The sequence below is a fragment of the Kitasatospora sp. NPDC051914 genome, assembly GCF_040680995.1.
GTDB lineage: Bacteria > Actinomycetota > Actinomycetes > Streptomycetales > Streptomycetaceae > Kitasatospora.
The window spans coordinates 23,639-43,741 of record NZ_JBFAXX010000038.1; the positions used below are offsets into that span (position 1 = coordinate 23,639).

General features: G+C 71.6%; 16 protein-coding genes and 2 pseudogenes. 7 read left to right on the plus strand and 11 right to left on the minus strand.

Annotated features, from left to right (window positions below; all coding sequences use genetic code 11):
• Positions 1 to 74: 74 nt before the first annotated feature.
• From AB0M03_RS24270 to AB0M03_RS24285, 4 genes are all read right to left on the minus strand, one after another.
• A complete protein-coding gene (locus AB0M03_RS24270) occupies positions 75 to 1,151 on the minus strand; it encodes an aldehyde reductase (RefSeq protein WP_363494196.1) in 1,077 nt (358 codons plus the stop codon).
• A gap of 109 nt (positions 1,152 to 1,260) precedes the next feature.
• Positions 1,261 to 2,187 carry an alpha/beta hydrolase gene (locus AB0M03_RS24275; protein WP_363494198.1) on the minus strand — a complete coding sequence of 309 codons (927 nt, stop codon included), beginning with the start codon at positions 2,185 to 2,187 and terminating at the stop codon, positions 1,261 to 1,263.
• Entirely contained in the window at positions 2,184 to 2,813 is a 630-nt protein-coding gene (locus AB0M03_RS24280) for a nuclear transport factor 2 family protein (RefSeq protein WP_363494200.1), read from the minus strand. Before AB0M03_RS24280 ends, AB0M03_RS24275 begins: the two co-directional genes overlap by 4 nt.
• A 46-nt stretch (positions 2,814 to 2,859) precedes the next feature.
• Entirely contained in the window at positions 2,860 to 3,705 is an 846-nt protein-coding gene (locus AB0M03_RS24285; RefSeq protein ID WP_363494202.1) for an NAD(P)-dependent oxidoreductase, read from the minus strand.
• A 103-nt stretch (positions 3,706 to 3,808) separates the two neighbouring features.
• Between AB0M03_RS24285 and AB0M03_RS24290 the strand changes: the two genes are divergently transcribed.
• Complete coding sequence (locus AB0M03_RS24290) at positions 3,809 to 4,639, plus strand: helix-turn-helix transcriptional regulator (RefSeq protein ID WP_363494204.1); 831 nt, start codon at positions 3,809 to 3,811, stop codon at positions 4,637 to 4,639.
• Positions 4,640 to 4,706: 67 nt separating this feature from the next.
• On the opposite strand, the gene AB0M03_RS24295 is transcribed toward AB0M03_RS24290, so the two are convergent.
• Positions 4,707 to 5,441, minus strand: coding sequence for a TetR/AcrR family transcriptional regulator (locus tag AB0M03_RS24295; protein ID WP_363494206.1), 735 nt, complete (start codon positions 5,439 to 5,441; stop codon positions 4,707 to 4,709).
• 91 nt (positions 5,442 to 5,532) lie between these two features.
• Here AB0M03_RS24295 and AB0M03_RS24300 point away from each other — a divergent pair, with 91 nt between their 5' ends.
• On the plus strand, positions 5,533 to 6,594 hold the full coding sequence (locus AB0M03_RS24300) for an amidohydrolase family protein (protein ID WP_363494208.1): 1,062 nt from the start codon (positions 5,533 to 5,535) through the stop codon (positions 6,592 to 6,594).
• A gap of 130 nt (positions 6,595 to 6,724) precedes the next feature.
• Here the strand turns inward: AB0M03_RS24300 and AB0M03_RS24305 are convergent.
• From AB0M03_RS24305 to AB0M03_RS24315, 3 genes and pseudogenes are all read right to left on the minus strand, one after another.
• Positions 6,725 to 7,608, minus strand: a pseudogene (locus AB0M03_RS24305) (IS5 family transposase).
• Positions 7,609 to 7,941: 333 nt separating this feature from the next.
• Positions 7,942 to 9,570 (minus strand): serine/threonine-protein kinase, encoded by a 1,629-nt coding sequence (locus AB0M03_RS24310; RefSeq protein WP_363494210.1) that lies wholly within the window; start codon positions 9,568 to 9,570, stop codon positions 7,942 to 7,944.
• Positions 9,571 to 9,906: 336 nt separating this feature from the next.
• Complete coding sequence (locus AB0M03_RS24315) at positions 9,907 to 11,301, minus strand: NAD(P)/FAD-dependent oxidoreductase (RefSeq protein ID WP_363494212.1); 1,395 nt, start codon at positions 11,299 to 11,301, stop codon at positions 9,907 to 9,909.
• A gap of 656 nt (positions 11,302 to 11,957) precedes the next feature.
• Here AB0M03_RS24315 and AB0M03_RS24320 point away from each other — a divergent pair.
• Both AB0M03_RS24320 and AB0M03_RS24325 read left to right on the plus strand, forming a co-directional pair.
• Positions 11,958 to 12,497 (plus strand): TetR/AcrR family transcriptional regulator, encoded by a 540-nt coding sequence (locus tag AB0M03_RS24320; protein ID WP_363494214.1) that lies wholly within the window; start codon positions 11,958 to 11,960, stop codon positions 12,495 to 12,497.
• Positions 12,410 to 12,706: pseudogene (locus AB0M03_RS24325) on the plus strand (DUF6325 family protein); the annotation flags it as partial. The gene AB0M03_RS24320 and the pseudogene AB0M03_RS24325, both read left to right, overlap by 88 nt.
• A 168-nt stretch (positions 12,707 to 12,874) precedes the next feature.
• Here the strand turns inward: AB0M03_RS24325 and AB0M03_RS24330 are convergent.
• Positions 12,875 to 13,486, minus strand: a complete 612-nt coding sequence (locus tag AB0M03_RS24330; protein WP_363494314.1) for a hypothetical protein — start codon at positions 13,484 to 13,486, stop codon at positions 12,875 to 12,877.
• A gap of 281 nt (positions 13,487 to 13,767) precedes the next feature.
• On the opposite strand from AB0M03_RS24330, the gene AB0M03_RS24335 reads away from it, so the two are divergent.
• The gene (locus tag AB0M03_RS24335; RefSeq protein ID WP_363494216.1) at positions 13,768 to 14,517 is read left to right on the plus strand and encodes an SDR family oxidoreductase; all 750 of its coding nucleotides are present in this window, start codon (positions 13,768 to 13,770) and stop codon (positions 14,515 to 14,517) included.
• A gap of 378 nt (positions 14,518 to 14,895) precedes the next feature.
• A complete protein-coding gene (locus AB0M03_RS24340; RefSeq protein WP_363494218.1) occupies positions 14,896 to 15,222 on the plus strand; it encodes an AMP-binding protein in 327 nt (108 codons plus the stop codon).
• A gap of 578 nt (positions 15,223 to 15,800) precedes the next feature.
• On the opposite strand, the gene AB0M03_RS24345 is transcribed toward AB0M03_RS24340, so the two are convergent.
• Positions 15,801 to 17,822 (minus strand): LuxR C-terminal-related transcriptional regulator, encoded by a 2,022-nt coding sequence (locus tag AB0M03_RS24345; protein ID WP_363494220.1) that lies wholly within the window; start codon positions 17,820 to 17,822, stop codon positions 15,801 to 15,803.
• Between the two features lie 338 nt (positions 17,823 to 18,160).
• Here AB0M03_RS24345 and AB0M03_RS24350 point away from each other — a divergent pair, with 338 nt between their 5' ends.
• Positions 18,161 to 18,841 (plus strand): triacylglycerol lipase, encoded by a 681-nt coding sequence (locus tag AB0M03_RS24350; protein ID WP_363494222.1) that lies wholly within the window; start codon positions 18,161 to 18,163, stop codon positions 18,839 to 18,841.
• 401 nt (positions 18,842 to 19,242) lie between these two features.
• On the opposite strand, the gene AB0M03_RS24355 is transcribed toward AB0M03_RS24350, so the two are convergent.
• Positions 19,243 to 19,878: a hypothetical protein gene (locus AB0M03_RS24355; RefSeq protein WP_363494224.1), complete on the minus strand. Its 636-nt coding sequence runs from the start codon at positions 19,876 to 19,878 to the stop codon at positions 19,243 to 19,245.
• Positions 19,879 to 20,103: the final 225 nt, after the last annotated feature.

The window sequence follows — 20,103 nt, forward strand, 5'->3', positions numbered from 1 at the left end:
CGCTCTCCATCGGGAGAAGGCGACTACCCCGAGCCCAGTACGGGCCGGCGGTCTCCTGGCGGAGCGCCGCCAGGTCACGCTTTCACGAGTTCCTTCCTGATCAGGCTCTCGGCGGTTGCGAGGATCGCGGCCTCAGGACTGTTGCGGGGCTGCCAGCCCAGCACGCGGTGGGCTTTTGCGCTGGTCATCTTCCTGGCGAAGCCGAGGTCGGGCACGACCGTACGGAGCTCCTTGTTGAAGAGGGAAACAATGCGCACCACGGCATCGGGGACGGACCGGACCGGCACGTGCTTGGCTGCGTCTCCGAGGTTGGCTCTGAGGACGGCGCCGATCCGTTTCATCGAGATCGCCGGTCCGCCGGCGGTGAGGAAGCGCTGGCCGGCAGCTTCAGGGGTGGTCATGGCCAGCAGGTGCGCGCTTGCCACATCGCGTACGTCGACGATCGGGATCCACAGATCGGGATAGCCGGGCATCGCCCCGTCGAGGATTCGCTGGATGAGGTGGTTCGATCCGGAGATCGCCTTGCCCATCACGGGTCCCATGACCGCGACGGGAAGGATCGTGGCGAGTTCCGTCGAACCGCCCTCGGCGTCGATGAAATCCCACGCGGCGCGCTCGGAGAGCGTCTTGCTCTTGGTGTACGCGGTGGCACCTGGCCCGTCGAGGACGCTCCAGTCCTCCTCGGTGAACTGGTGGTCGGTGCGCGGGTAGCCGTAGGCGACCGCATGGAACGCAGAGGTGAGGACGACCCGTTTGACACCGGCATCGCGTGCTGCGCGCAGCACGCGCAGAGTGCCTTCACGCGCCGGAACGATGAGATCGTCCTCGTTCTCGACCTGCCCCACGTGCACGGGAGAGGCCACGTGCAGCACGAAGTCGCACCCGGCGACGGCATCAGCCCACCCTGCGTCACTCGCCAGGTCCGCTGCCACGAAACTCAACGCGCCGCCGTTCACCATCCCGGCGTCGCCGAGCTGCGTCCGGACCTCGGACTCGCGCCCGAGGGCGCGCACGGTCGTGCGCACCCGGTAGCCCTGCTCCAGCAGTTGGAGAATGCAGTGTCCGGCGATGAAGCCGGATCCGCCGGTGACGAGGACGTGAGGCTGCGGCGCGGTCATGTCTGCATCCCCGGGGGGCGGTGTGGTGATCATCTGTTTTCCTTCCTTGCTCGCCCAGTTCGCTGGGCCGTTGACAACTGTTCGGGCCATCGAGCAGCCCGGACCGGAGCCTGCCCGCCGGAGGGCCGGGCGGCTCCGGGCCTTACCGCGCTGACACGGCCGCCGGTTCGGTGCCGCGGACGTGCTGGGTGAGGAAGAGGGCTGCGCGCTCCAGTGCCTCGTCGGCCTCGTCGAGGACGCCGGCGAAGGACTGGAACACGTGGGGCACGTCGGCGGTGACGTCGAGGATCACGCTCACGCCGGCGGTGCGGGCGCGGGCGGCCATGCGGGTCGAGTCGTCCAGGAGGACCTCGTTCGTGCCCGCCTGGAGGAGCATCGGCGGGAGGCCGGTCGGGTCGGCTGACAGGGCCGGGCTCACCAGCGGGTGGCGCGGGTCCTGACCCGCGAGGTACCGGGGCGCGATGGTCTCCGCGAGGTATTCGCGGGTGAAGATCGGGTCGATGCCCGCCTTGGTGTCCATGCTCTCGCCCGACCCGGTGGCGTCCAGGGAGGGCGAGAAGGCCACGATCGCGGCGGGCAGCGGAAGTCCTGCGTCGCGGGCGGCGAGGCAGGTGGTGACGGTGAGGGCGCCGCCGGCGGAGTCCCCGGCGAACGCGATGGCCGAAGGGTCCTGCCCGCTGTCGAGGAGGGCGCGGTAGGCGCTCAGCGCGTCGTCGATCGCGGCCGGGAACGGGTGCTCGGGGGCAAGCCGGTAGTCCAGCGAGTACGAGGTGAACCCGGTTTTGGCCACGAGGTGTCCCGTCATCGACAGCGCGGTCTCCGGGGAGCCGGCCACCCAGCCGCCGCCGTGGAAGTACAGGATCGTCCCGGGTCGCGGGTTGTCGTCCGGCGCGACGTGCAGTGCGGGTCGGTCGCCGAGCGTCGTCCGCGTGGTGCGGATGCCGCCCGGCACGATCATCCGGGCCATCACCGACTCGAATCGGTCCCGGAACGCCTCGACCGACTGCGGGCCCCCGGGTCGGGGCTGCCTCAGCATCGCGTCGACCCGGACGCGCTGTTCCCTGCTCATGCGGATCGGTCCTTTCGGCTGCCGGTCGTGGTGGCCGGGGTGCGGCTCTCGCGGAGCCAGGTCATTTCGTCGCGGTACTGGTCCCGGACGGCCTCGGGCCGGTCGTCGCCGAGGTGGTCGTCGCCGACCTGGTAGCCCTTGCGGTTCAGGTCCCAGGCCAGGCACCGGTAGGAGGGCCGGTAGGCGGCCAGGACCTGCGGGTCGATGTCCAGGCGGGTGTTGGGCAGGGCCGGGGTGAGGGAGTCCTTCTCGTAGATCGACGTGATCCGCACGATGCGCCACACCCCGTCAGCGCCGCAGTGGGCCCGGTACTGCGAGCGGCAGGCGGAAGCGAGGTCGGCCTCGACCCCGTCGACCTCGATACGCCGCTCGATGACCAGCGGCAGCTCCACCAGCGCGCGGTCCTGATCGATGCGCACGATCGGCGGGCCCAGGCGGTGGACCGCAAGATCGCCGCGGCCGGCCATGTCGTGGGTCGCACGGACGAAGCCGGCGCCGCTGCCGGAGTACCAGCTCATTTTCACGACCGACTCCTCGGCGAAGCAGGCCGCCATCTCCTCGTACCAGCCGCGATCCCGGCTCTGCCGCTCGCGCAGCACCAGCTGCGCGACGTCTTCTGTGCTCATGACGGGCCTTTTCGTCCTTTGCCGACAGGTGAGATGAGGAGGGATGTCAGGGGTTGAGCCGGCCCACGAGGTCGGGCAGCCCGCGGGCGCCGGTGAGTCCCCGTGCGGTGACAGCGTCGGAGTCGATGCGCGCCTCGCCCATGGCCTGGTCGAACAGCTCGATGTCCAGCGCCTGGACGGCGGAGAGGTGTTCGACGGTGTCGGGGGTGACCATGGTGTTCAGGAGGGTCAGGGCGGTGCTGGAGGCGCTGCCCAGTTTCAGCACCTCGACCAGCCGGGGCACGTCCAGCTTCAATTCGGCGGCCAGGCCGACGATGTCGACGATGGCGGCCTGGTTCAGCATCAGCAGCGCGTTGTTGAACAGCTTCGCCGTCTGCCCGGCCCCTGCAGCGCCGAGGTGGACGACGTGGCGGGAGAAGGAGGTGAAGACCTTCTCGCACCGCTCGGCCACCGGCTGGGGTCCGCCGACCATGGTGGTCAGCCGGTGTTCTTCGGCGCCCGGCCGGCCGCCGCTGACCGGAGCGTCCAGAACCTCGACGCCGACCGTGGCGCACACCTCGGTGAGCCGCACGGCGGCGCTGGGCAGGCCCGTGCCGTGATTGACGACGACCGACCCCGGACGCAGTCCGTCCAGCAACCGCTCGGCCAGCCGCAGAACGTCGTCGTCCGTGCCGACGCACAGGGCGACGATGTCGCTCGCGGCGGCCAGGTCCTTGATGTCGTTGTGGCGGACGTGCGGCACGCCGCTCAGCCCGTCCAGGGAAACGGGCCGCCGCGCCCAGGCGTGCAGGGGGAACCCGGCTTGGGCGACGGCCCTCGCCATGGGCAGGCCCTGGTCGCCCAGTCCGATCCAGCCCACTGCGGGGGCGGCAGATGTTCCTGTCGCTGTCATGCCTCCACGATGGGTACAGAACACGGGAACAGGTAGTAGACCCGCCTTCGTAGGACTACCGGTACCAGGCACGCCTGGTGGCACATGAGCCAGACTGTCCGGTATGGCAACGACAGAACTCGGCGCAGCCCTGCGGCGCTGGCGTGACCAGGTCTCACCGGAGGCGGCGGGCTTTTCCGCAGGCGGTCACCGGCGCGCCACAGGGCTGCGGCGCGAAGAGCTGGCCCAGCTGGCCGGTATCTCCGTCGACTACGTCACCCGCCTCGAACAGGGCCGGGCCACCAGCCCCTCCGCGCAGGTCGTCGAAGCCCTCGCCCGGGCCCTGCGGCTCACCACCGGCCGGCGCGCCCATCTCTTCCAACTCGCCGGCCTCGTTCCCCCGGGGCCGGAGACGGTCCCGGCGCACATCACGCCCAGCGTCCAGCGGATGCTGGACCGACTCACCGGCACACCCGTCGCGGTCTTCGACGCCACATGGACCCAGCTGCTCGCCAACCCCCTGTACACGGCGCTGATGGGGGAATGGCACGGCAACGACCTCAACGCCGTGTGGCGCAACTTCCTCGGCACCGGCACCCGCGTACGTGACACCCCCGAATCCCGGGGCGCACTACGTGCCGCGCAGGTCGCCGACCTGCGCAGAACAGCAGGCCGCTACCCGGCCGATCGGCGACTGCAACACCTCGTCTCCCAACTGCGCACCAGAAGCGCCGAGTTCGATGACCTCTGGGAAGCCGTCGCTGTCGGCGAGCACCAGTTCGCCCGCAAGACCATCGACCACCCCCACGTCGGCGCTCTCACGCTGGACTGCGACGTACTCGTCGTCGCAGGCAACGACCTGCGCATCATGATCTACACAGCCGAACCCGGCAGTCAGGACGCCGAACGCCTCGCGCTCCTCGCCGTCATAGGGACCCAGGCACTCACCGGATAGCCGACAATCCTTCGGCCATTGCCCATGCGGAGCCTCACCCTGCGGAGACGCTCGAGCCGACGATGCCTCAACCGTCGGCGGCGAGGCGGCCCAGCCACTCCCTCAGCAGATGTTGTTCCGCGCTGCTGAGGGTCGTCTGCTCGGGCAGCGCTGCGCGCAGGGCGCGGGCGGCGCCCGCCGGGCCCGCGTCCTGCACGGCGGGTCGTTGACCGGTCACGGCGGCGACCATGGACTCCCGCATAGTGGTCAACAGGGCCGGGTCGCGCCGGTGCTCCGGCAGGGACAGCCAGGTGAGCACCGCGCCGCGCGCCGTGGCATGGATGATCTGGGCCGCGAGCTCCTCGTCGACGCGGAGCCAGCCGCCGGCGGCGAGGCGCCGGATGCGGCCCATCAGGATCTCCATGCCGGCCTTGAAGGCGGCCGAGGTGGCCCTGGTGGGCTCGCTGTACATCAGCGTGTACAGCGCGGGATTGGCCAGGCCGAACTCGACCGCGACATCCCATCCGGCTCTCAGGTCCTCGACGGGGTCCTGCGGGTCGGGGTCGACGTGCTTGGTGGCGAGAAACGCGGCGAAGCCGTGCTCGGCCACCGCATCGAGCAGCCCGTCCTTGTCGCCGAACAGCCGGTAGATGGCCGGCGGCTGAAGGCCCGCCGTCTCGGCGACGGCGCGGGTGGTGACCGCCTCGCGCCCGCCTCGGGTCAGCAGGTCGACGGCGGCCTCGATGACCCGCTGTCGGGTCTGTTCGCGACCGATGGCCGCAGCGTCGGAGGCGCTGCTCCCGCCGGGTGGACGTCGTGACATGGATCAACGATATCGCGTGAACGGTTCCGTCGTTAGTATCAGTGATACGCTCATGATGATTCCACTGGAAACAAGCATGGGGGAGCACTGCATGTCCGACCGACTGCGGATCATCGCGCTGGAAGAGCACGTGGCCCTGCCCGCGATCATGGAGGCATGGTCGCGGTCCGGGGTGCCGGAGCTGCCGAACCTGGGGTTCGGCGACAGCCCCGTCGCCCGCCGACTGCGCGACACCGCGGAGACGAGGCTTGCGCACATGGACGACCAAGGAGTCGACGTGGCGGTGCTGTCGATCTCCTCACCGGGCGTGCAGAACCTGCCCGACGCGGATGCGGTCGCCGCGGCCCGCGACACCAACGACCAGCTCGCGGCGGTCGTGGCCGGCAATCCCGACCGGTTCCAGGCGTTCGCGGCGATCCCGACACAGTCGCCGTCGGCCGCGGCCGCGGAGCTGGAGCGGGCGGTCACCGAGCTGGGATTCCCCGGCGCCATGCTCTACGGACGCACCGGATCCAAGCTCGCCGACGACCCCGAGTACGACGAGCTGTACGCCGCTGCGGAGCGGCTTCAGGTCCCCCTCCACTTCCATCCGCAGATGCCCGTGCAGGCGGTGATGGACGCCTACTACTCCAACATCGGGTCCATCGGGACGGCACTGGCAGGCCCTGCGATCGGCTGGTACTACGACCTGGGCGTGCAGTACCTGCGAATGATCTTCTCCGGCGTCTTCGACCGGCACCCCGATCTCCAGGTGATCGCCGGCCACTGGGGAGAGGTCGTGCTCTTCTACCTCGACCACACCGGGTTCTTCGCCGACGCCGGTGGCCTGGCCCGCCCGCTCGCCGACTACTTCAAGCAGAACTTCTGGATCGCCGGCAGCGGCACCGTCAGCCCCCGCTACCTCCGGTGGACCGCCGAAGTCGTGGGGACCGAGCGGATGCTGTACTCCACCGACTACCCCTTCACCTACGGGTTCCGCCCCGGCGGCTTCCCCTTCGTGGACACCAGCGCCGGCGCCGCCCGGTCCTTCCTGGAGGACGCCCCCTTCACCGACGAGCAGAAGGCCGACATCGCGCACCGCAACTGGGAACACCTCACGTCCCGCGCCACGAACCGCACCCGGCGACGTCGGCAAGGCCTGCCGCGCACCTGATCGGGCCTTGCCGTCCGAGGGCCACCGCACCCGACGACCGGTTCCCCAAGGCAGTCGGTGAGCAACGGCGTCCTTGCCGAAGCGGCGATCAGCTGTTGGACGGCTGAGAAAGTGTTGGGTAATCGGGTGACTACTGGTTCTTGAGGTCGTCGGCGAGGCGGCGGGCTGCTTCGGTCTCGATGGGGCCGCGTGGTTCGATCTCCTCGCCGGCGAGCCGGGCGGCCATGAGCCGGATCATGGCGACCTTGATCATCGATTCGGCGTGCGCGGTCTTGCGCTCGTAGTCCCGGGCCAACCGTCTGCACCGTCCCAACCAGGAGAATGTCCGCTCGACCACCCACCTGCGGGGCAGCACCTGGAAGCCTTTCACATCCGCGTTGCGCGGCACGGCGACGATCTCCAGGTTCTCCCGCTCGGCCGCCCAGCCGACCAGCCGGCATCGCCGACGTTGACGTAGCCGCCGTCGACCCAGACCAGCCCGATCTGCGGAAACTCCTCTCGGATCCCGGCGAGGACCAGCTTCGCGCCCGCCCGGTCCTGCACCGAGGCCGAGTGGACGACCGCCCGCAGCACGAGCCCGCCGGTGTCCACGAGCAGGTGTCGCTTGCGGCCCCGCACCCGCTTTCCCGCGTCGTAGCCGATTGCCTGCCCGCCCTGGTGGCTGCGGGCCGACTGCGAGTCCAGCACCGCCGCCGAGGGCCGTGGGTCCCGGCCGTCCGCCACCCGGACCCGCTCCCGCAGCGTGTCGTGGACCCGATCCCAGGTGCCGTCCGCCGTCCAGGCGCGGAACCAGCGATAGGCGACGTCCCACGGGGCGAGGTCGTGCGGCACCAACCGTCACGCGCAGTCGCTGACCAGCACGTACAGCACGGTGTCCACGACCAGCCGGCGCGGGAACTTCAGCCGACGGCCGGCCCGGCGCGGATCCCGCACCGGCAGCAGCGGCTCGATCACCGCCCACTGATCATCCGTCAACGACGAGTCATAGAGCGGCTTGCACACGCAGACACACATGGCGGTGATCTTTGCGGACACCTCGACCGTGAAGATCACCGCCAGTGAACCACGCCATGCAGTCGATCAATAGACGGTGACCCGCACCGGCTGGTGCGCTACCTGACCAGCTACGCCAGCCACGAGGGAACGGCGCAGGGGCGGCTGCGCTCCGCCGGTGGGGACACCTTGGACGACTCCGAGGGCTACATGGAAGGCTTGCCTGGGCGGCGCGCGGGGCGCCGGCGGCCGAACGGGAAGCTGACGGCCGATGACGGGCGGCCCGGAGATGTGGCCGCCGGAGTCACGGTGCGGGGCGGCGCCCGGCCTGGCGCAGGCGGTGGTCCGGGCAGGTCAGCCGGAACGGCGGTAGTAGGTGACGGAGACCTTGACCGGGCCGTCGTCCGAGGCCGTGGTGAGCGTACGGACGACGGCGATGTCCTGGCCGCCGTGGGCGCGCACGCAGAAGCTGCGGTCGGCGTGCAGGGTGGTGAAGGGCAGGGTCGAGGTGGGACGGGTGTCGATGCCCTTGAGGCAGTCGGGGAGGGCGAGGGCGCCGGCCGGCGGGAGGTAGGCGTCGCTGTCCTCGGGGATGTAGAAGGCGCCGGCCTCGCGGCCCAGGTACCAGCCGGACGTGTCCTGGGTGACCTTCCCGGCTTTGAGGTCGAACTCGTGGTCGGAGTCGGGGGAGGTGAGTTCGAGGTCCGTGTAGACGGCGGTGTAGCCGGGGGTCGCAGCCGGCTGCGGAGATGCGGAAGAGGTGGACGGGGTGGCACCGGCAGACGGGGAGACGCTCTCGGCAGCGGTGGCCTTCTGGTCGCCGGAGTCGTCGAAGTAGTCGGAGTGGTCGAGCAGCAGGAAGGCGGCCGTGGCGGCGGCGATGAGGAGGGCGGTGCCCGTCAGGAGTGCGGTGCGGGTGCCTCGGCGTGCGGTTCTCGTGGATCTGCGTCCTGCGGTCGGGGCGGCCTCCAGGCGGGTGGGGGTCGGGGCGGGGACACGTGCGGTGGCGGCGTCGGCCGCGGCCGGGTCGAGAACGGTGGCGCGCGGGAGAGGGGTGGCCGGCAGCTCGGTCTGGCGGTTCAGTTCGCTGCTGACCTGCTGCGGCAGCCAGCCGTCGGAGAAGCGCAGTTCCCCTCCGGTCGCGGGATGGTGGCGGGCGGCATCGATCAGCCAGGCGGTGCCCGGCCGGTCCTCGGGGTTCTTGGCCAGGCAGTACCGGACCAGCTCGTGCAGCCCGTACGGAAGGCGGGACAGGTCGGGCTCCTCGTGCACCGCCCGGTACAGGGCGGCGGGCTCGGGACCGTCGCCGAACGGGGATGCGCCGGAGGCGATGTATGCGGTGAGGGCGCCCAGCGCGAAGACGTCGGTGGCCGCCGTGGCGGGCCGTCCGAGGACCTGTTCGGGAGCCATGAAGCCGGGTGAGCCGATGCGCAGGCCGGTGCCGGTGAGGGGGCTGGCGTCGGCGGCGCGGGCAATGCCGAAGTCGATGACGCGCGGGCCGTCGGCGGCGACGAGGACGTTGCCGGGCTTGAGGTCGCGGTGGACGACGCCTGCGGCGTGGATCGCCTGCAGGGCCTCGGCGATGCCGGCGAGGAGCAGCAGGACGGTGCGTTCGGGCAGCGGGCCGTGGCGGTGGACGACCTGCTGGAGGGAGGGGCCGGGCACGAAGGTGGTGGCGAGCCAGGGGGTGGTGGCGTCGGTGCCGGCGTCGATGACCTGGGCGGTGTAGAGGCCGTGGATGCGCCGGGCGCTGGCGACTTCCTGGGCGAAGCGGTGCCGGAACTCGGGGTCCTCGGCCAACTCGGGCCGGACCACCTTGAGCGCGACGGGGCGGCCTGCGGGGGTGTAGGCGAGGTAGACGCGTCCCATGCCGCCCGCGCCGAGCCGCGCGCACACGCGGTAGCCGCCGACCTCGCGGGGGTCCTCGAGGCCCAGCGGCTGGAAGGCGGAGGACAGTTGGGTGCCGAAGGGCTGTGTGGTCATGCTGGCTCCCAGCGGGTCGTGCGGTGGGTACGGGGCGCGGTGGAACGGGTGCGGCGGCAGTGGCGCCCCGGGTGTGGCCAGCGTCCGGAATCGCAGCGGATCATATCCGGCCGCGGTCGCTGTCGGTGTCGGTGTCGGCCCCGTCCGACCGGTCGGGCGGGGCGTGGCCGGGTCGTGAGGGGCGCGTCGTGGGCGGCTGAGGGGTGCCGACCCAGGCGTGCCCCCGCCGGTGCTCTCGGGGGTGAACACCGGCGGGGGCTGCCGTCCCGCGGGGCGTGGAGGGTGGCCCGCGGGGCCATGGTGGACAACCCGGGGCTTCGCCGTGTGATCAGCGGTTCAGCCGGCGATCTCCTTGGCCGCGCGGATGCCCGACAGGTAGGCGCCGTGGACGGTGGCGGGGTCGCCCCTGTGGGTGGCCTCGCCGGCGAAGTGCACGCGACCGTCGACGGCGGCCGCGAGTTGGTCGCGCATGGCCGGCGTGGAGCCGAGCTTGGTGAACGAGTACGAGCCCAGTGCGTACGGGTCGGACGCCCAGCGGGTGATCTGGTGGTCGAGCGGTGCGGGGATGCCGCTGCCGTACATGGTCCTGAGCGTGGCCATGGCGCTGTCGACGATCTGGGTGTCGCTCCAGCCCTCGATGGTGCGGCCGAAGTCGGCGGCGTTGAAGCCGAGCAGGACCGGCTGGCCGGTGGGGCGGGTGATGTTGATCCACTGCGTCCACTGGCCGTACCTGTCGACGCGCGGTACGTAGCCCAGCCAGTCGGTGTCCGCCCAGAACGCGATGGGGAAGCGCAGGTAGCACTTGTTGAGAACCCCCATGCCGAGCCTGCCGATGGCGGTGAGCTTCTTGCCGGGCAGGCCGGGGCCGAACTTCACGGCGCCGCCTTGGAGCACACCCAACGGCAGCGTGACCACCACCCGATCGGCCTGGAAGGCGCCCTTGTCGGTGGTGACCGTCACGCCGCCGGAGTTCCAGTCGATGCGCTTGACGACCTGCCCGGTCCGGACGGACAGCTCGGCCGCGAGCAGATCGGTGATCTGGTGGTAGCCCTGCGGGAACAACACGTCCTTGCCCTTGACCTTGTTGTCCTCGTCGAAGTGCAGGCCCGACATCTGCTCCACGCTGCCGGAGTACTCGTGCTCGTAGTCGTTCATGCTGTAGTTGAGCAGGGCCCTGTCCTCGTCCGACAGCGAGGACCAGTCGACCGCGTCCTCAACGACGCCGCGCACCGACGCGTCCTTGCCCTCCTCGCCCTGGAACGAGGCCAGCGCGTCGGCGCCCTTCTTCCGCCAGCGTTCCAGCGCCTGGGTCTGAGCGCCGCTCAACTTGGTGCCGTCGGCGGAATAGTCGGTGATGCTTTCGAGATCCGTCACGACCGTCTTCGCGTTCGCCTTCGCGGCCAACGCGGTGATCGGGTTCTTGTCGATGCCGTGGATCCACGAGGCGCCCAGATCGAGCGGCGCGCCGGTCCACTGCTGACTGGTCCAGATGCGGCCGCCGATCCGATCGCGCGCTTCGAGCACCGAGACGTCGTGGCCCTTGTCGGCCAGGTAGCGGGCGGCTCCCAGGCCGCTGATCCCGGCGCCGACGACGATCACCCTCTGGCGCTCGGACGAGCCCGGTGAGCCGTTCTCATCACCGTCCCCGTTGTCGCAGGCAGACAAGGAGCCGAGAGCGGCCATGCCGGTCAGGCCCAGCCCCATGGTCGTCAGGAAACGTCGGCGGTGCATCGTCATGGCTGTTCTACCGATCTGCGATCTGTCACGGGCTTCCACAGAGCTGCCGATGAACGCGTCGTTGCGCTCGGCGACCTGCCTGCATGGGTGAAGGAGCCACGCAGCTTCCGGTGACGGCCCCGACTCGATGGGGCCGCCGCATGCGCGGCAGTGTGTATCCGCTTGCCGGTCCATGCGGACCGTCAAGTCCCGCGTGGCGCGGCATGGGGCAGGGCCCGGCGTCGGGACTCAGGTGGAGCGGTCACTTAGACCGACCGGCAATTGGGGGGTGGGTGAAGGAACGGCGTCAGGGCCGAGTCCGGGCGGTGCCGACGAGGGAGCCGCAGCGGAGCTGCGGCGACCGAGGAGAAGCCGTCCGGGCGACAGCCATGGCGTCGCGACGCCGCCCCCCAATTGCCGGTCGGTCTTATGTGCCGGGGCACCGCCTGAGAAGTCGTCGGCGGTCGGGGCCGGAGCCGGCGCCCTGGTTTCGAGCGTCGGTGATTTCCGCGGCAGCAGCGGCGTGGTGACGAACAGACGGTGCATCACCAGGAGCAGGTCAGGCCGCGGGGAACGGCGATAGCCCCCTCCTTCAGTACAATGAGTCTGACACTGCACAGCATATATTGAGGCACTGATGTGTCAATAGAGGCATGGGGAGCTGACCGGCGATGCGTACCGACGCGGCAGAGGTACTGGACTCGGCGATCCCGGTACTGGCCAAGGACCGGGCGGCGTCCATGCAGCTCATCGCCAAACGCGCGGGTATCAGCCGGGCGACCCTGGTCCGCCTGTTTCCCACCCGCCAGGACCTGGTGCAGGCGATGGCCGCGAAGATCCTCGACGACTGTGACCGGGCCCTGTCCCAGGCCGAGGCCGATACCGCACCCATGGGGCAGGTCCTCGCCGCGCTGGTCGCCGAGTACCCACCGTTCGCCCAGCTGTGGAACCTCGTCTACGTCGAACCCGACGTCCTGGGTGTTCCCGAGGCCAGCAGGCGGGCGGATTCGGTCTTCGGCCGGACCGTCGAGCTCTTCAAGCGCGGCCAGAGAGCCGGGCTGCTGCGCAATGACATGCCGGCCAAGTGGCTGGCCTCGACGTTCTGCGGCCTGGCCGAGACCGCGTGGGAGCTGACCCTCGAAGGCGACATGGGCGCCCGCCAGGCGCCGGACTTCATCGCCGCGATCCTGCTGCGCGGCGCCGCAGCCTGACCGCGGCCCCGAAGCCTCAGGCCTCGGCGACAGACGGCGGCCTGACGAAGGGGGCAGGCGGGGAGCTGGATGTCATGGAGGTCGATGACCTCCAGAGCGCCGGCGAGCTGCGCGCCGCAGAGGCGCAGCTGGCCGGCCTGCTCGCGGAAGAGGACGTCGTCAACCTGGCCGCCGCCATGGAGCCCGGTACGACAGCCGGGGTGCTGGTCTGGGAGAACGTGTGGGCGGGGGCCCCTCGCCGCCGCCGCACGCCGCTCGGGAGGCCAGCTCATCGCCAACGGGCGTATTCCGATCCAGGCCCTCCTGGCCTCGATCGAAGCCGACGAAGAAGGAGAATGAGATGCCCCTCGGACCCACGCGCAGAGGACGACGTGGGGTCATCGGCGCCCCCGTTGTTCGCACAGCGGCGGTCGCGGGGACGGCAACGGTCGTCGCCCGCGGGGTCGACCGCCGCAGTGACCGGCGCGAGGACCGCCGGGACCGGCGCTGAGGACCCGGCGCACCCCGGCCTCCTCCAGGAGGGACAGCAGGACTCCTCCGTCGACGCACGCGGTGATGAGTCCGCCGAATACCGCCTCCGGTACGTCGCGGTTGGCGAAGGGCTGGCGGCCGGAGTGGCGGTGACGGACCGCCGGGTAGAGGTCCCGGCCGAAGGGATCGGGGCTCATGACGGGTAGGGAGAGATCGGCCACGGCGAGCAGATGCGAGTCGGCCCGGTCAGGGGGCAGCGGCACCCGCGGATCACGGCCCGGGCGGGCGGCCGCGACCCGCAGGTTGAACACGGCGGCGCCCGCCGAGACGTGCAGGGCCCTGCCGTACAGGTCGGTGAGCCGCACCGCCCGCTGCGGGTCTCCGTAGACCACGAGCCCGTCCGCGTCGGGGGGGGGCAGGCGGAAACGCCGGGGCCGGCTGTTGTGGATCGAGGGTGCTGCGCCGGCGGCACCGGCCAGTAGCTGCAGCTGCTCCAAAGTGAGGGCCTGATCGCTCATGGCGGGCCGCTCCCTCGGCCCGCCTGGCGACGGGCAGTCGACACGACGGTGCGAGGTGTGCACGGGCCCCTCCCACCGGTGGTGTGTCCAGCATCGCCCCGGCCCGCCGTTCCGGGCCTGGGCCGACCGGCCCCGAGACCAGGGGCGACGGGCCCGGTCCGGCACCGCACGCCGGGCACGGTGGGCCGGCTCCGGGGTGCCGGACGGGTGTAGCCGGTCCAGGCTGGAAGGGCACCGTGGCGCGGGTCGGCGCGTGGAGGTGGAAGAGACGGGAGATCGTCGTGAACCGTCTGAGCGGGCGTACCGCGATCGTCACCGGCGGCGCGCGGGGGATCGGAGCGGCCGTCGTCCGGGGCTGCGTGGCAGAGGGCGCCGCCGTGGCGGTGGCGGACGTCCTCGCCGATGAGGGCCGGGCACTGGCAGCCGAGCTCGGGAGCCGTGCGCGGTACCTGCGCTTGGACGTCACCAGCCCGGACGACTGGGCCGCCGCCGTCGCCGGGACCGAGGACGCCTACGGGCCGGTGTCCCTTCTGGTCAACAACGCGGGCATCGTGGAGTTCGGCGCGATCGAGGAGCAGACGCCGGAGTCGTTCCGCCGCGTGGTCGACGTCAACCTGTACGGCGCGTGGCTCGGTCTGCGCACGGTCGCCCCGTCGCTGCGCCGCGCGGGCGGCGGGGCCGTGATCAACATCTCCTCGACCGCCGGCCTGATGGGGTACGCCAACCTCGGCGCCTACGTGGCGAGCAAGTGGGGCCTGCGCGGGCTGACGAAGACGGCTGCGCTGGAACTGGCCGCCGACGGTGTACGCGTGTGCTCGGTCCATCCGGGCCCGATCAGGACGCCGATGACCGAGGGCATGGACGAGTCCATCGCGCAGGCGCAGCCGATCGCCCGTTTCGGCACGCCGGAGGAGGTGGCCCGGATGGTCCTGTTCATCGCCGCCGAGGCCACCTACTCCACGGGTTGCGAGTTCGTGGTCGACGGGGGAGCGACGACGGGGAGCATGATCCTCGCCGAAGCGGACGAGTAGACGGATGTCCGCGTCGCGTCTGCGCGGGGCGGGAGCAGACCGGCGTTCGACCGGCCGCCGGCGATGGTGGCCGGGACCCTCCGGGCCCGCCGACAGGCCCGTTCGGCCCAGGAAACCGCGAGGAGCCGAGCGACAGGCTGGAATCGGAGCGAAGCGCCGTCGGAAGGGTGTCGTGGTGGACGACGAGCGACTCGTGCCCGGAACGCCGGACGCGCTCTCGTCCCCGGCCGACCGCTCGTAGGACCGGCGCGGCTTCTCCTGGCGGCAGGACCGGGAGCGGCTCGACGGCCTGCCCGGGGGCCGGGGGCCGAACATCGCGTACGAGGCGGTGGATCGGCACGTGGTGGCGGGGGCGGGACGTGAAGACGGCGCTGAGGTGTGGCGGCCGACCGCACGGTCACCCCCCTGTCCTGCGCGGACCTGGCCCGCCGCAGCAACCGGTTCGCGAACGCGCTGCGCACGCTCGGCGTCGGACGGGGTGAGCGGGTGGCGTCGCTGCTCGGCCGGTGCCCCGAGCTGTACGTGTCGGTTCCGGGCACGCTGAAGAACGCCTCGGTGTTCTGCCCGCTGTTCCCGGCCTTCGGCCCGGTTCCGGCGCTGCGTCCCTTGGCGGTGAACTCGGCGGTGAGGACGTGCCGGCCCGGGGTGATGTCGCGGTCGCTCTCCACGTTCTGGAGGTGGGTGCCGACCCAGTTGAAGGCGTAGTGCAGACGGCGGTCCTTGACGTAGAGGCTGTGGTCTCCGGCGACGCCGCCGTGGGCGTACAGGACGCCCGGAGCGTCAGGCGACTGGATGTCGACGCCGGCGGCGTGGACGTACTCCTCGCGCACCTCACCACGGGCCGCGATCGTCGAAGACCCAGGCCCAGCCGGTGTCGTAGTGGTTGTACGACGACCGCAATCCCGCGAGCCAGGAGTCCGGCCCCCGGGGTGATGTCCACGACGGCCCAGGGCCGGGCTCTCGTGGCTGAGGTGCTCGACGACATGGACGGCGGGGAACTTCTCACGCCACGGAGCCGGGGCGGCGGTCGGTTCGCGCCGGTCCGACTGTTCCGGGGCCTCGCCCGGCGGGCTCTGCCAGGTGAGGGCAGCAGGCCTTGCGGCCGGCGGCGTGGACGGGAGCGGCCCGCCGGTCGGCGGGGGCGAAGGCGAACTCGAGGACACCGTCGTACCCGGGCCACAGGCTCAGCACGACGGCCACCGCCCCGGACTGCGTTGCGGGCGTGCGGACCCCGCGAGCCCGAGGCTCGTACCCCGCCGGGTGATGCCGGGAGTGCGGTCTGATCAGACGTCGACCAGGCGGGCCAGCTCCACCCGGGAGCAGATGCCGAGGCGCGCGTAGATACTGCGCAAGTGGTGGTCCACCGTACGAGGGCTGAGGACCAGGCGGGTGGCGATCTCTCGGTTGGTGGCGCCGTTGGCGACCATCCTGGCGATCAGTGATTGTTGGGCGGTGAGGATCTGGATCCCCGGAACGCGGGCCGGGGCCTCCCCGGACGTGCCCGCCGGCCCGGCGACGGGGTCGCCCATCGCCCGCAGTTCGGCCGCCGCCTGGCGGGCGCTCGGCTGCGCGCCGAACTGTTCGAACGCCTGGTGGGCGGCGCGCAACCGGTCGCGCGCCTCCGGGCGATGGCGCATCCTGCGCAGCGCGATGCCGTACAGCAGCTCCGTGCGGGCGCGTTCGAGGTGACGGCCGTCCGCGTCGTGCAGGTCCAGGGCCTCGCGGTAGTGCCCGAGGGCCTGCTCGCCCGAGCAGAGCAGCGCGCGGCACCGGGCGGCGAGGGCGAGATGCCCGGGGCTCGCCACCGTCGCCGCCCACTGCTCGTACCCGGAGAGGGCCGCGGCGGCCGCGGAACTGTCGCCGGTACGGACGGCGGCCTCCACATAGTGCGGCGTGGTGAGCCGCCGGATGGCGGGGTGTCCGTGGCCCGGCCCCAGGCGAGCGAGCGCGCGCAGTCTGGAGACCGCCTCCGCGGGCCGGCCCAAGGTGAGGTCGAGATAGGCGAGCGCCCACAGGCTCAGGGCGGTGGCCAGACCGATCCCGTGCTCCGCCGCATGGCTCTGCGCGCTCCGGGCATGGGCCAGGCAGGCGCCGCTATCGCCCCGGACCGCGGCCAACAGGGCCATGCCCGCCCGCACATGGCAGGCGATGTTGTCCTGCCCCGTCTCCTGGGCGAGACGCAGCGCGTGGACCGCGGTGGTGGTCGCGGCGTCGAGCCGCCCGGACCAGGCCTCGGCGTAGGCGCGGAACTCCAGGGCCTGCGGCAGCGCGGACAGCTCCCCCTGGGCCCGGGCGGCCGCCTCGGCCTGGTGGGACGCGGCGAGGGCGTGATCGTCGTCGCCGAGGTAGAGGGCCGCCATGGTGGCGTGCACCAGTGCCGTGGGGTCGTCGCTGAGCCGGGCCAGCGCCACGGCCTCGCGCAGCCGGCCCACCGACTCGCCGTATCTGCCGCGGGCGGCCGCGGCGACCCCGGCCAGGCCGGCCAGGAGCGCCCGGTCGGCCGGCGCGGACGGTGGCGGGTCCTGGCCGGAGAGAGCCGCCGCGAGGCGGGCGACCTGCTGGCAGCGCCGCAGATCGCCCGTGTAGTGCCCGACTTCGGCGGCATGCGCGAGCGCGTACGTGGCGAACGCCGGGACCGGTGGGGCGGCGGCACCGGGGGCGGCCGCGTCCGCCGCGTCCGCCAGGTCGTCGTATGCGGCGGGAGCGTGTCCGCACCGCAGAGTGACGATTCCGCGGAGCAGAGATATCCGGGGGTCGCGGCCCGCAGCGGCCGGTGCGATGCTCTGTGCGGCGGCGAGGAGCCTGCGGGCATGGTCGGACTGGCCGCCACGCCAGGCGTGCAGGGCGGCGGAGGCAAGGCCGGCGAGGCGCCCCGCGGAGTCGGGGGAGAGCAGCGCGGCGCGCTCGGCCCGGTGAGCCGCTATGCGGTGGTCGGCGACGGGCGTCGCGGCGAGATCCCTCGCCAGTCGCCGGCTCGGGCCCAGCGAGGTGCATGCGCGATGCCAGTTCCAGGGGAGCCGCTCGGTCTTCGGGTCCAGCACGCGTGCCAGCAATTGGTGGGCGGCACGGCGCTCTTCGGGGCGGGCGCTGTCGTGCACGACCGCCCGCAGCAGGGGATCGCAGAACTCGATTCCCGCGGCGGTGGACCGGAGGAGGCCGGCGTCCTGGGCCGGTGCCAGGTCCGCCGTGTCGTATCCGGCTGCCGCGACGGCTCGCAGGAAGGCCCTGCTCTCCACCGGGTACTGGTCCGCGGCGGCGAGCAGCAGCAGGCGGCGGCCGGCCGCGGGCACCTGGGCCAGGCGCATACGGTAGGCCTCGACCGACGGCAGCCGGCGACAGAGGGGATCCGGGAGCGGATCGACACCGGCGCGTTCGCGGGGAGTGAGGGCGGCGGTGAGTTCCGCTGCGGCACGGGTGTGGCCGTGGACGGCCCGCAGAACGCGGACGGCGACGCCTTCGACCGGGGATACGGGAGTTTCGCCACCTGACTGCTCGCCGAACGCGCTCTCGCCATCAGGCCCCATCAGCATGGCTGTGTACGCTAATTGGAAGTTACTGGAGTGTAAAGACTGGCGACTCTGCCGATGGCGGGAAGGCGGCGCCGCCCCCACGCTCGGACTCCCTACGAGAGTGAGGAACTCCGATGCGTCGACTCGCCCGTGCTCTGTCCGCGGCCGCGACGGCCTGTGCCGCGGTGGCCGCGGTGCTGCTGCCGTCGGCTCCGGCCCAGGCCGCAGTACCCGATCCCGTGCTCTTCGTCCACGGCTACAAGGGCGGTGCGTGGAACTTCGATCTCATGGTGTCCGACTTCAAGAACTCGGGCTGGCCCGCCGACCGGCTGTACGCGATGTCCTACAACCCGTTGCAGTCGAACCAGACGACGGCCGCGCAGATCCGTGACCAGGTCAACGCCCTTCGCGCGCGCACCGGCGCCGCCAAGGTCGACGTGGTGACGCACTCGATGGGCGGCCTGGGCTCGCGGTGGTACCTGAAGTTTCTCGGCGGTACGTCCTACGTGGACGACTGGGTGTCCCTGGGCGGCCCCAACCACGGCACCAACGCGGCCCAGGTGTGCGACTGGGCGGTGGCGTCGTGCAAGGAGATGGCGGCGGCCAGTTCCTTCCTGACCCAGCTGAACTCGGGTGACGAGACGCCGGGCGCGGTGAACTACGGGACGTTCTGGTCGTCGTGCGACGAGCTGATCAACCCTGACACCAGCACGGTGCTCTCGGGTGCGACGAACACCAACGTGGGCTGTGTGGAGCACGCCTGGCTGCTGGTCAGCGAGAACGTCTCCCAGCTGACGCGGAACTTCGTGAGATGACCCCGCGGGAGGCGGCGTGCGCGTGCGCGTGCCGCCTCCCGTGTACGCCGATGACCACGCCGATCCACCGGAGAGCCGCCGGGCCGTATCGTCGGTACGAGCAGCACACCGCTCGAAGACATGCCCGGTGACCGGCACGCGCTCGCGATCGTCGCCCACCCCGACGACATCGAGAACAGCCGTGCCGCCGTGCACAGTCAGGACCAGCGGGCCGGCCGGAGCGGAGATGCCGATGTCCTTGCAGGTCGATGTCCACGGAGGGAAAAGCGCAACTCGACTCGAGGCGTCCTACGACGAGCAAGATCATTCACGTAAAGTGCCGTAGCCGTCGGCGAGCGCTCCGGCGGTGGCATCGGTGGCCATGGCGGTGGCCGCCACGGCGTTGCAGCCGGCGGTCGAGGTCACGCCTGTGCGCCCACCCGGGTGCGCAGGTTGTGGAACTGGCGGGTTTGCATGACGAAGTGTGCGGGTTCTCCCAGCAGCAGGTCGAACGGCCGGGTCAATGGCCGCGGGCGGCTCACGCCGCGGGTGCGGACGACCAGACGGGTCCGGTCACCGGGGGCGGGCCGCAGATGGAAGCCCCAGATGCCGTCCATGTGTGCCCGGGGCAGGGAACCGGTCCGGATGTCGTAGGAGCGGCCGGAGGGCAGCTTCAGGTCCGCTCTCAGCACCAGGGTTCGGTTCGGCTCCAGGACGGCCACGGTGAACCAGGACCGGCCGTCGGGCGCGGTGAGCAGGTGCTGCCCCTCCTCCAGGTCCTGCCACTGCGGCACGATCCGCTCCGCACTCGGCTCGCCGTAGTGGTCCAGCCTGTCCCAGCTGTACCAGCCTCCGCGGTCGCCGCCCATCTGCACCAGCCAGGCCCAGACCGCCTCGGGTGGCGCCGGAAGGGTCGTGGCCATGGTCGACGAACTGTCCGCCTCGGCGACTAGTTCGTCGCCGGGGTAGACACTCGTGCTCTCGTCCCGGGTCGCGCCCCAGGTCAGCAGCCGCGGCCGGATCCACAGCGCGTAGAGGGCCGGCACGGCGAAGGCCACCGCGAGAGGGAATGGACGGGCTGTCGGTCGGTGTCCACTCATGGCCTCAGCGTCGCACCACCGACCGCGCCCCACCACCGGGATCACCGCGCCGTAGGCCCGGCCGGGCGCCGGAAACCACGCTCGGACGCCCGTGTCCTGCTCATGGAACCCCCCGCCGACTCGATCTCAACCTGGCAGAGGCCCGTGCTGTCCGTTGACGGCGAGCCCGACGAACCGGCTGTC

Coding starts and splice junctions, on each gene's coding strand:
- AB0M03_RS24270 (WP_363494196.1), bottom strand. CDS start 1,151: ATGATCACCACACCGCCCCCCGGGGATGCAGACATGACCGCGCCGCAG.
- AB0M03_RS24275 (WP_363494198.1), bottom strand. CDS start 2,187: ATGAGCAGGGAACAGCGCGTCCGGGTCGACGCGATGCTGAGGCAGCCC.
- AB0M03_RS24280 (WP_363494200.1), bottom strand. CDS start 2,813: ATGAGCACAGAAGACGTCGCGCAGCTGGTGCTGCGCGAGCGGCAGAGC.
- AB0M03_RS24285 (WP_363494202.1), bottom strand. CDS start 3,705: ATGACAGCGACAGGAACATCTGCCGCCCCCGCAGTGGGCTGGATCGGA.
- AB0M03_RS24290 (WP_363494204.1), top strand. CDS start 3,809: ATGGCAACGACAGAACTCGGCGCAGCCCTGCGGCGCTGGCGTGACCAG.
- AB0M03_RS24295 (WP_363494206.1), bottom strand. CDS start 5,441: ATGTCACGACGTCCACCCGGCGGGAGCAGCGCCTCCGACGCTGCGGCC.
- AB0M03_RS24300 (WP_363494208.1), top strand. CDS start 5,533: ATGTCCGACCGACTGCGGATCATCGCGCTGGAAGAGCACGTGGCCCTG.
- AB0M03_RS24310 (WP_363494210.1), bottom strand. CDS start 9,570: ATGACCACACAGCCCTTCGGCACCCAACTGTCCTCCGCCTTCCAGCCG.
- AB0M03_RS24315 (WP_363494212.1), bottom strand. CDS start 11,301: ATGCACCGCCGACGTTTCCTGACGACCATGGGGCTGGGCCTGACCGGC.
- AB0M03_RS24320 (WP_363494214.1), top strand. CDS start 11,958: ATGCGTACCGACGCGGCAGAGGTACTGGACTCGGCGATCCCGGTACTG.
- AB0M03_RS24330 (WP_363494314.1), bottom strand. CDS start 13,486: ATGAGCGATCAGGCCCTCACTTTGGAGCAGCTGCAGCTACTGGCCGGT.
- AB0M03_RS24345 (WP_363494220.1), bottom strand. CDS start 17,822: ATGCGCCTGGCCCAGGTGCCCGCGGCCGGCCGCCGCCTGCTGCTGCTC.
- AB0M03_RS24350 (WP_363494222.1), top strand. CDS start 18,161: ATGCGTCGACTCGCCCGTGCTCTGTCCGCGGCCGCGACGGCCTGTGCC.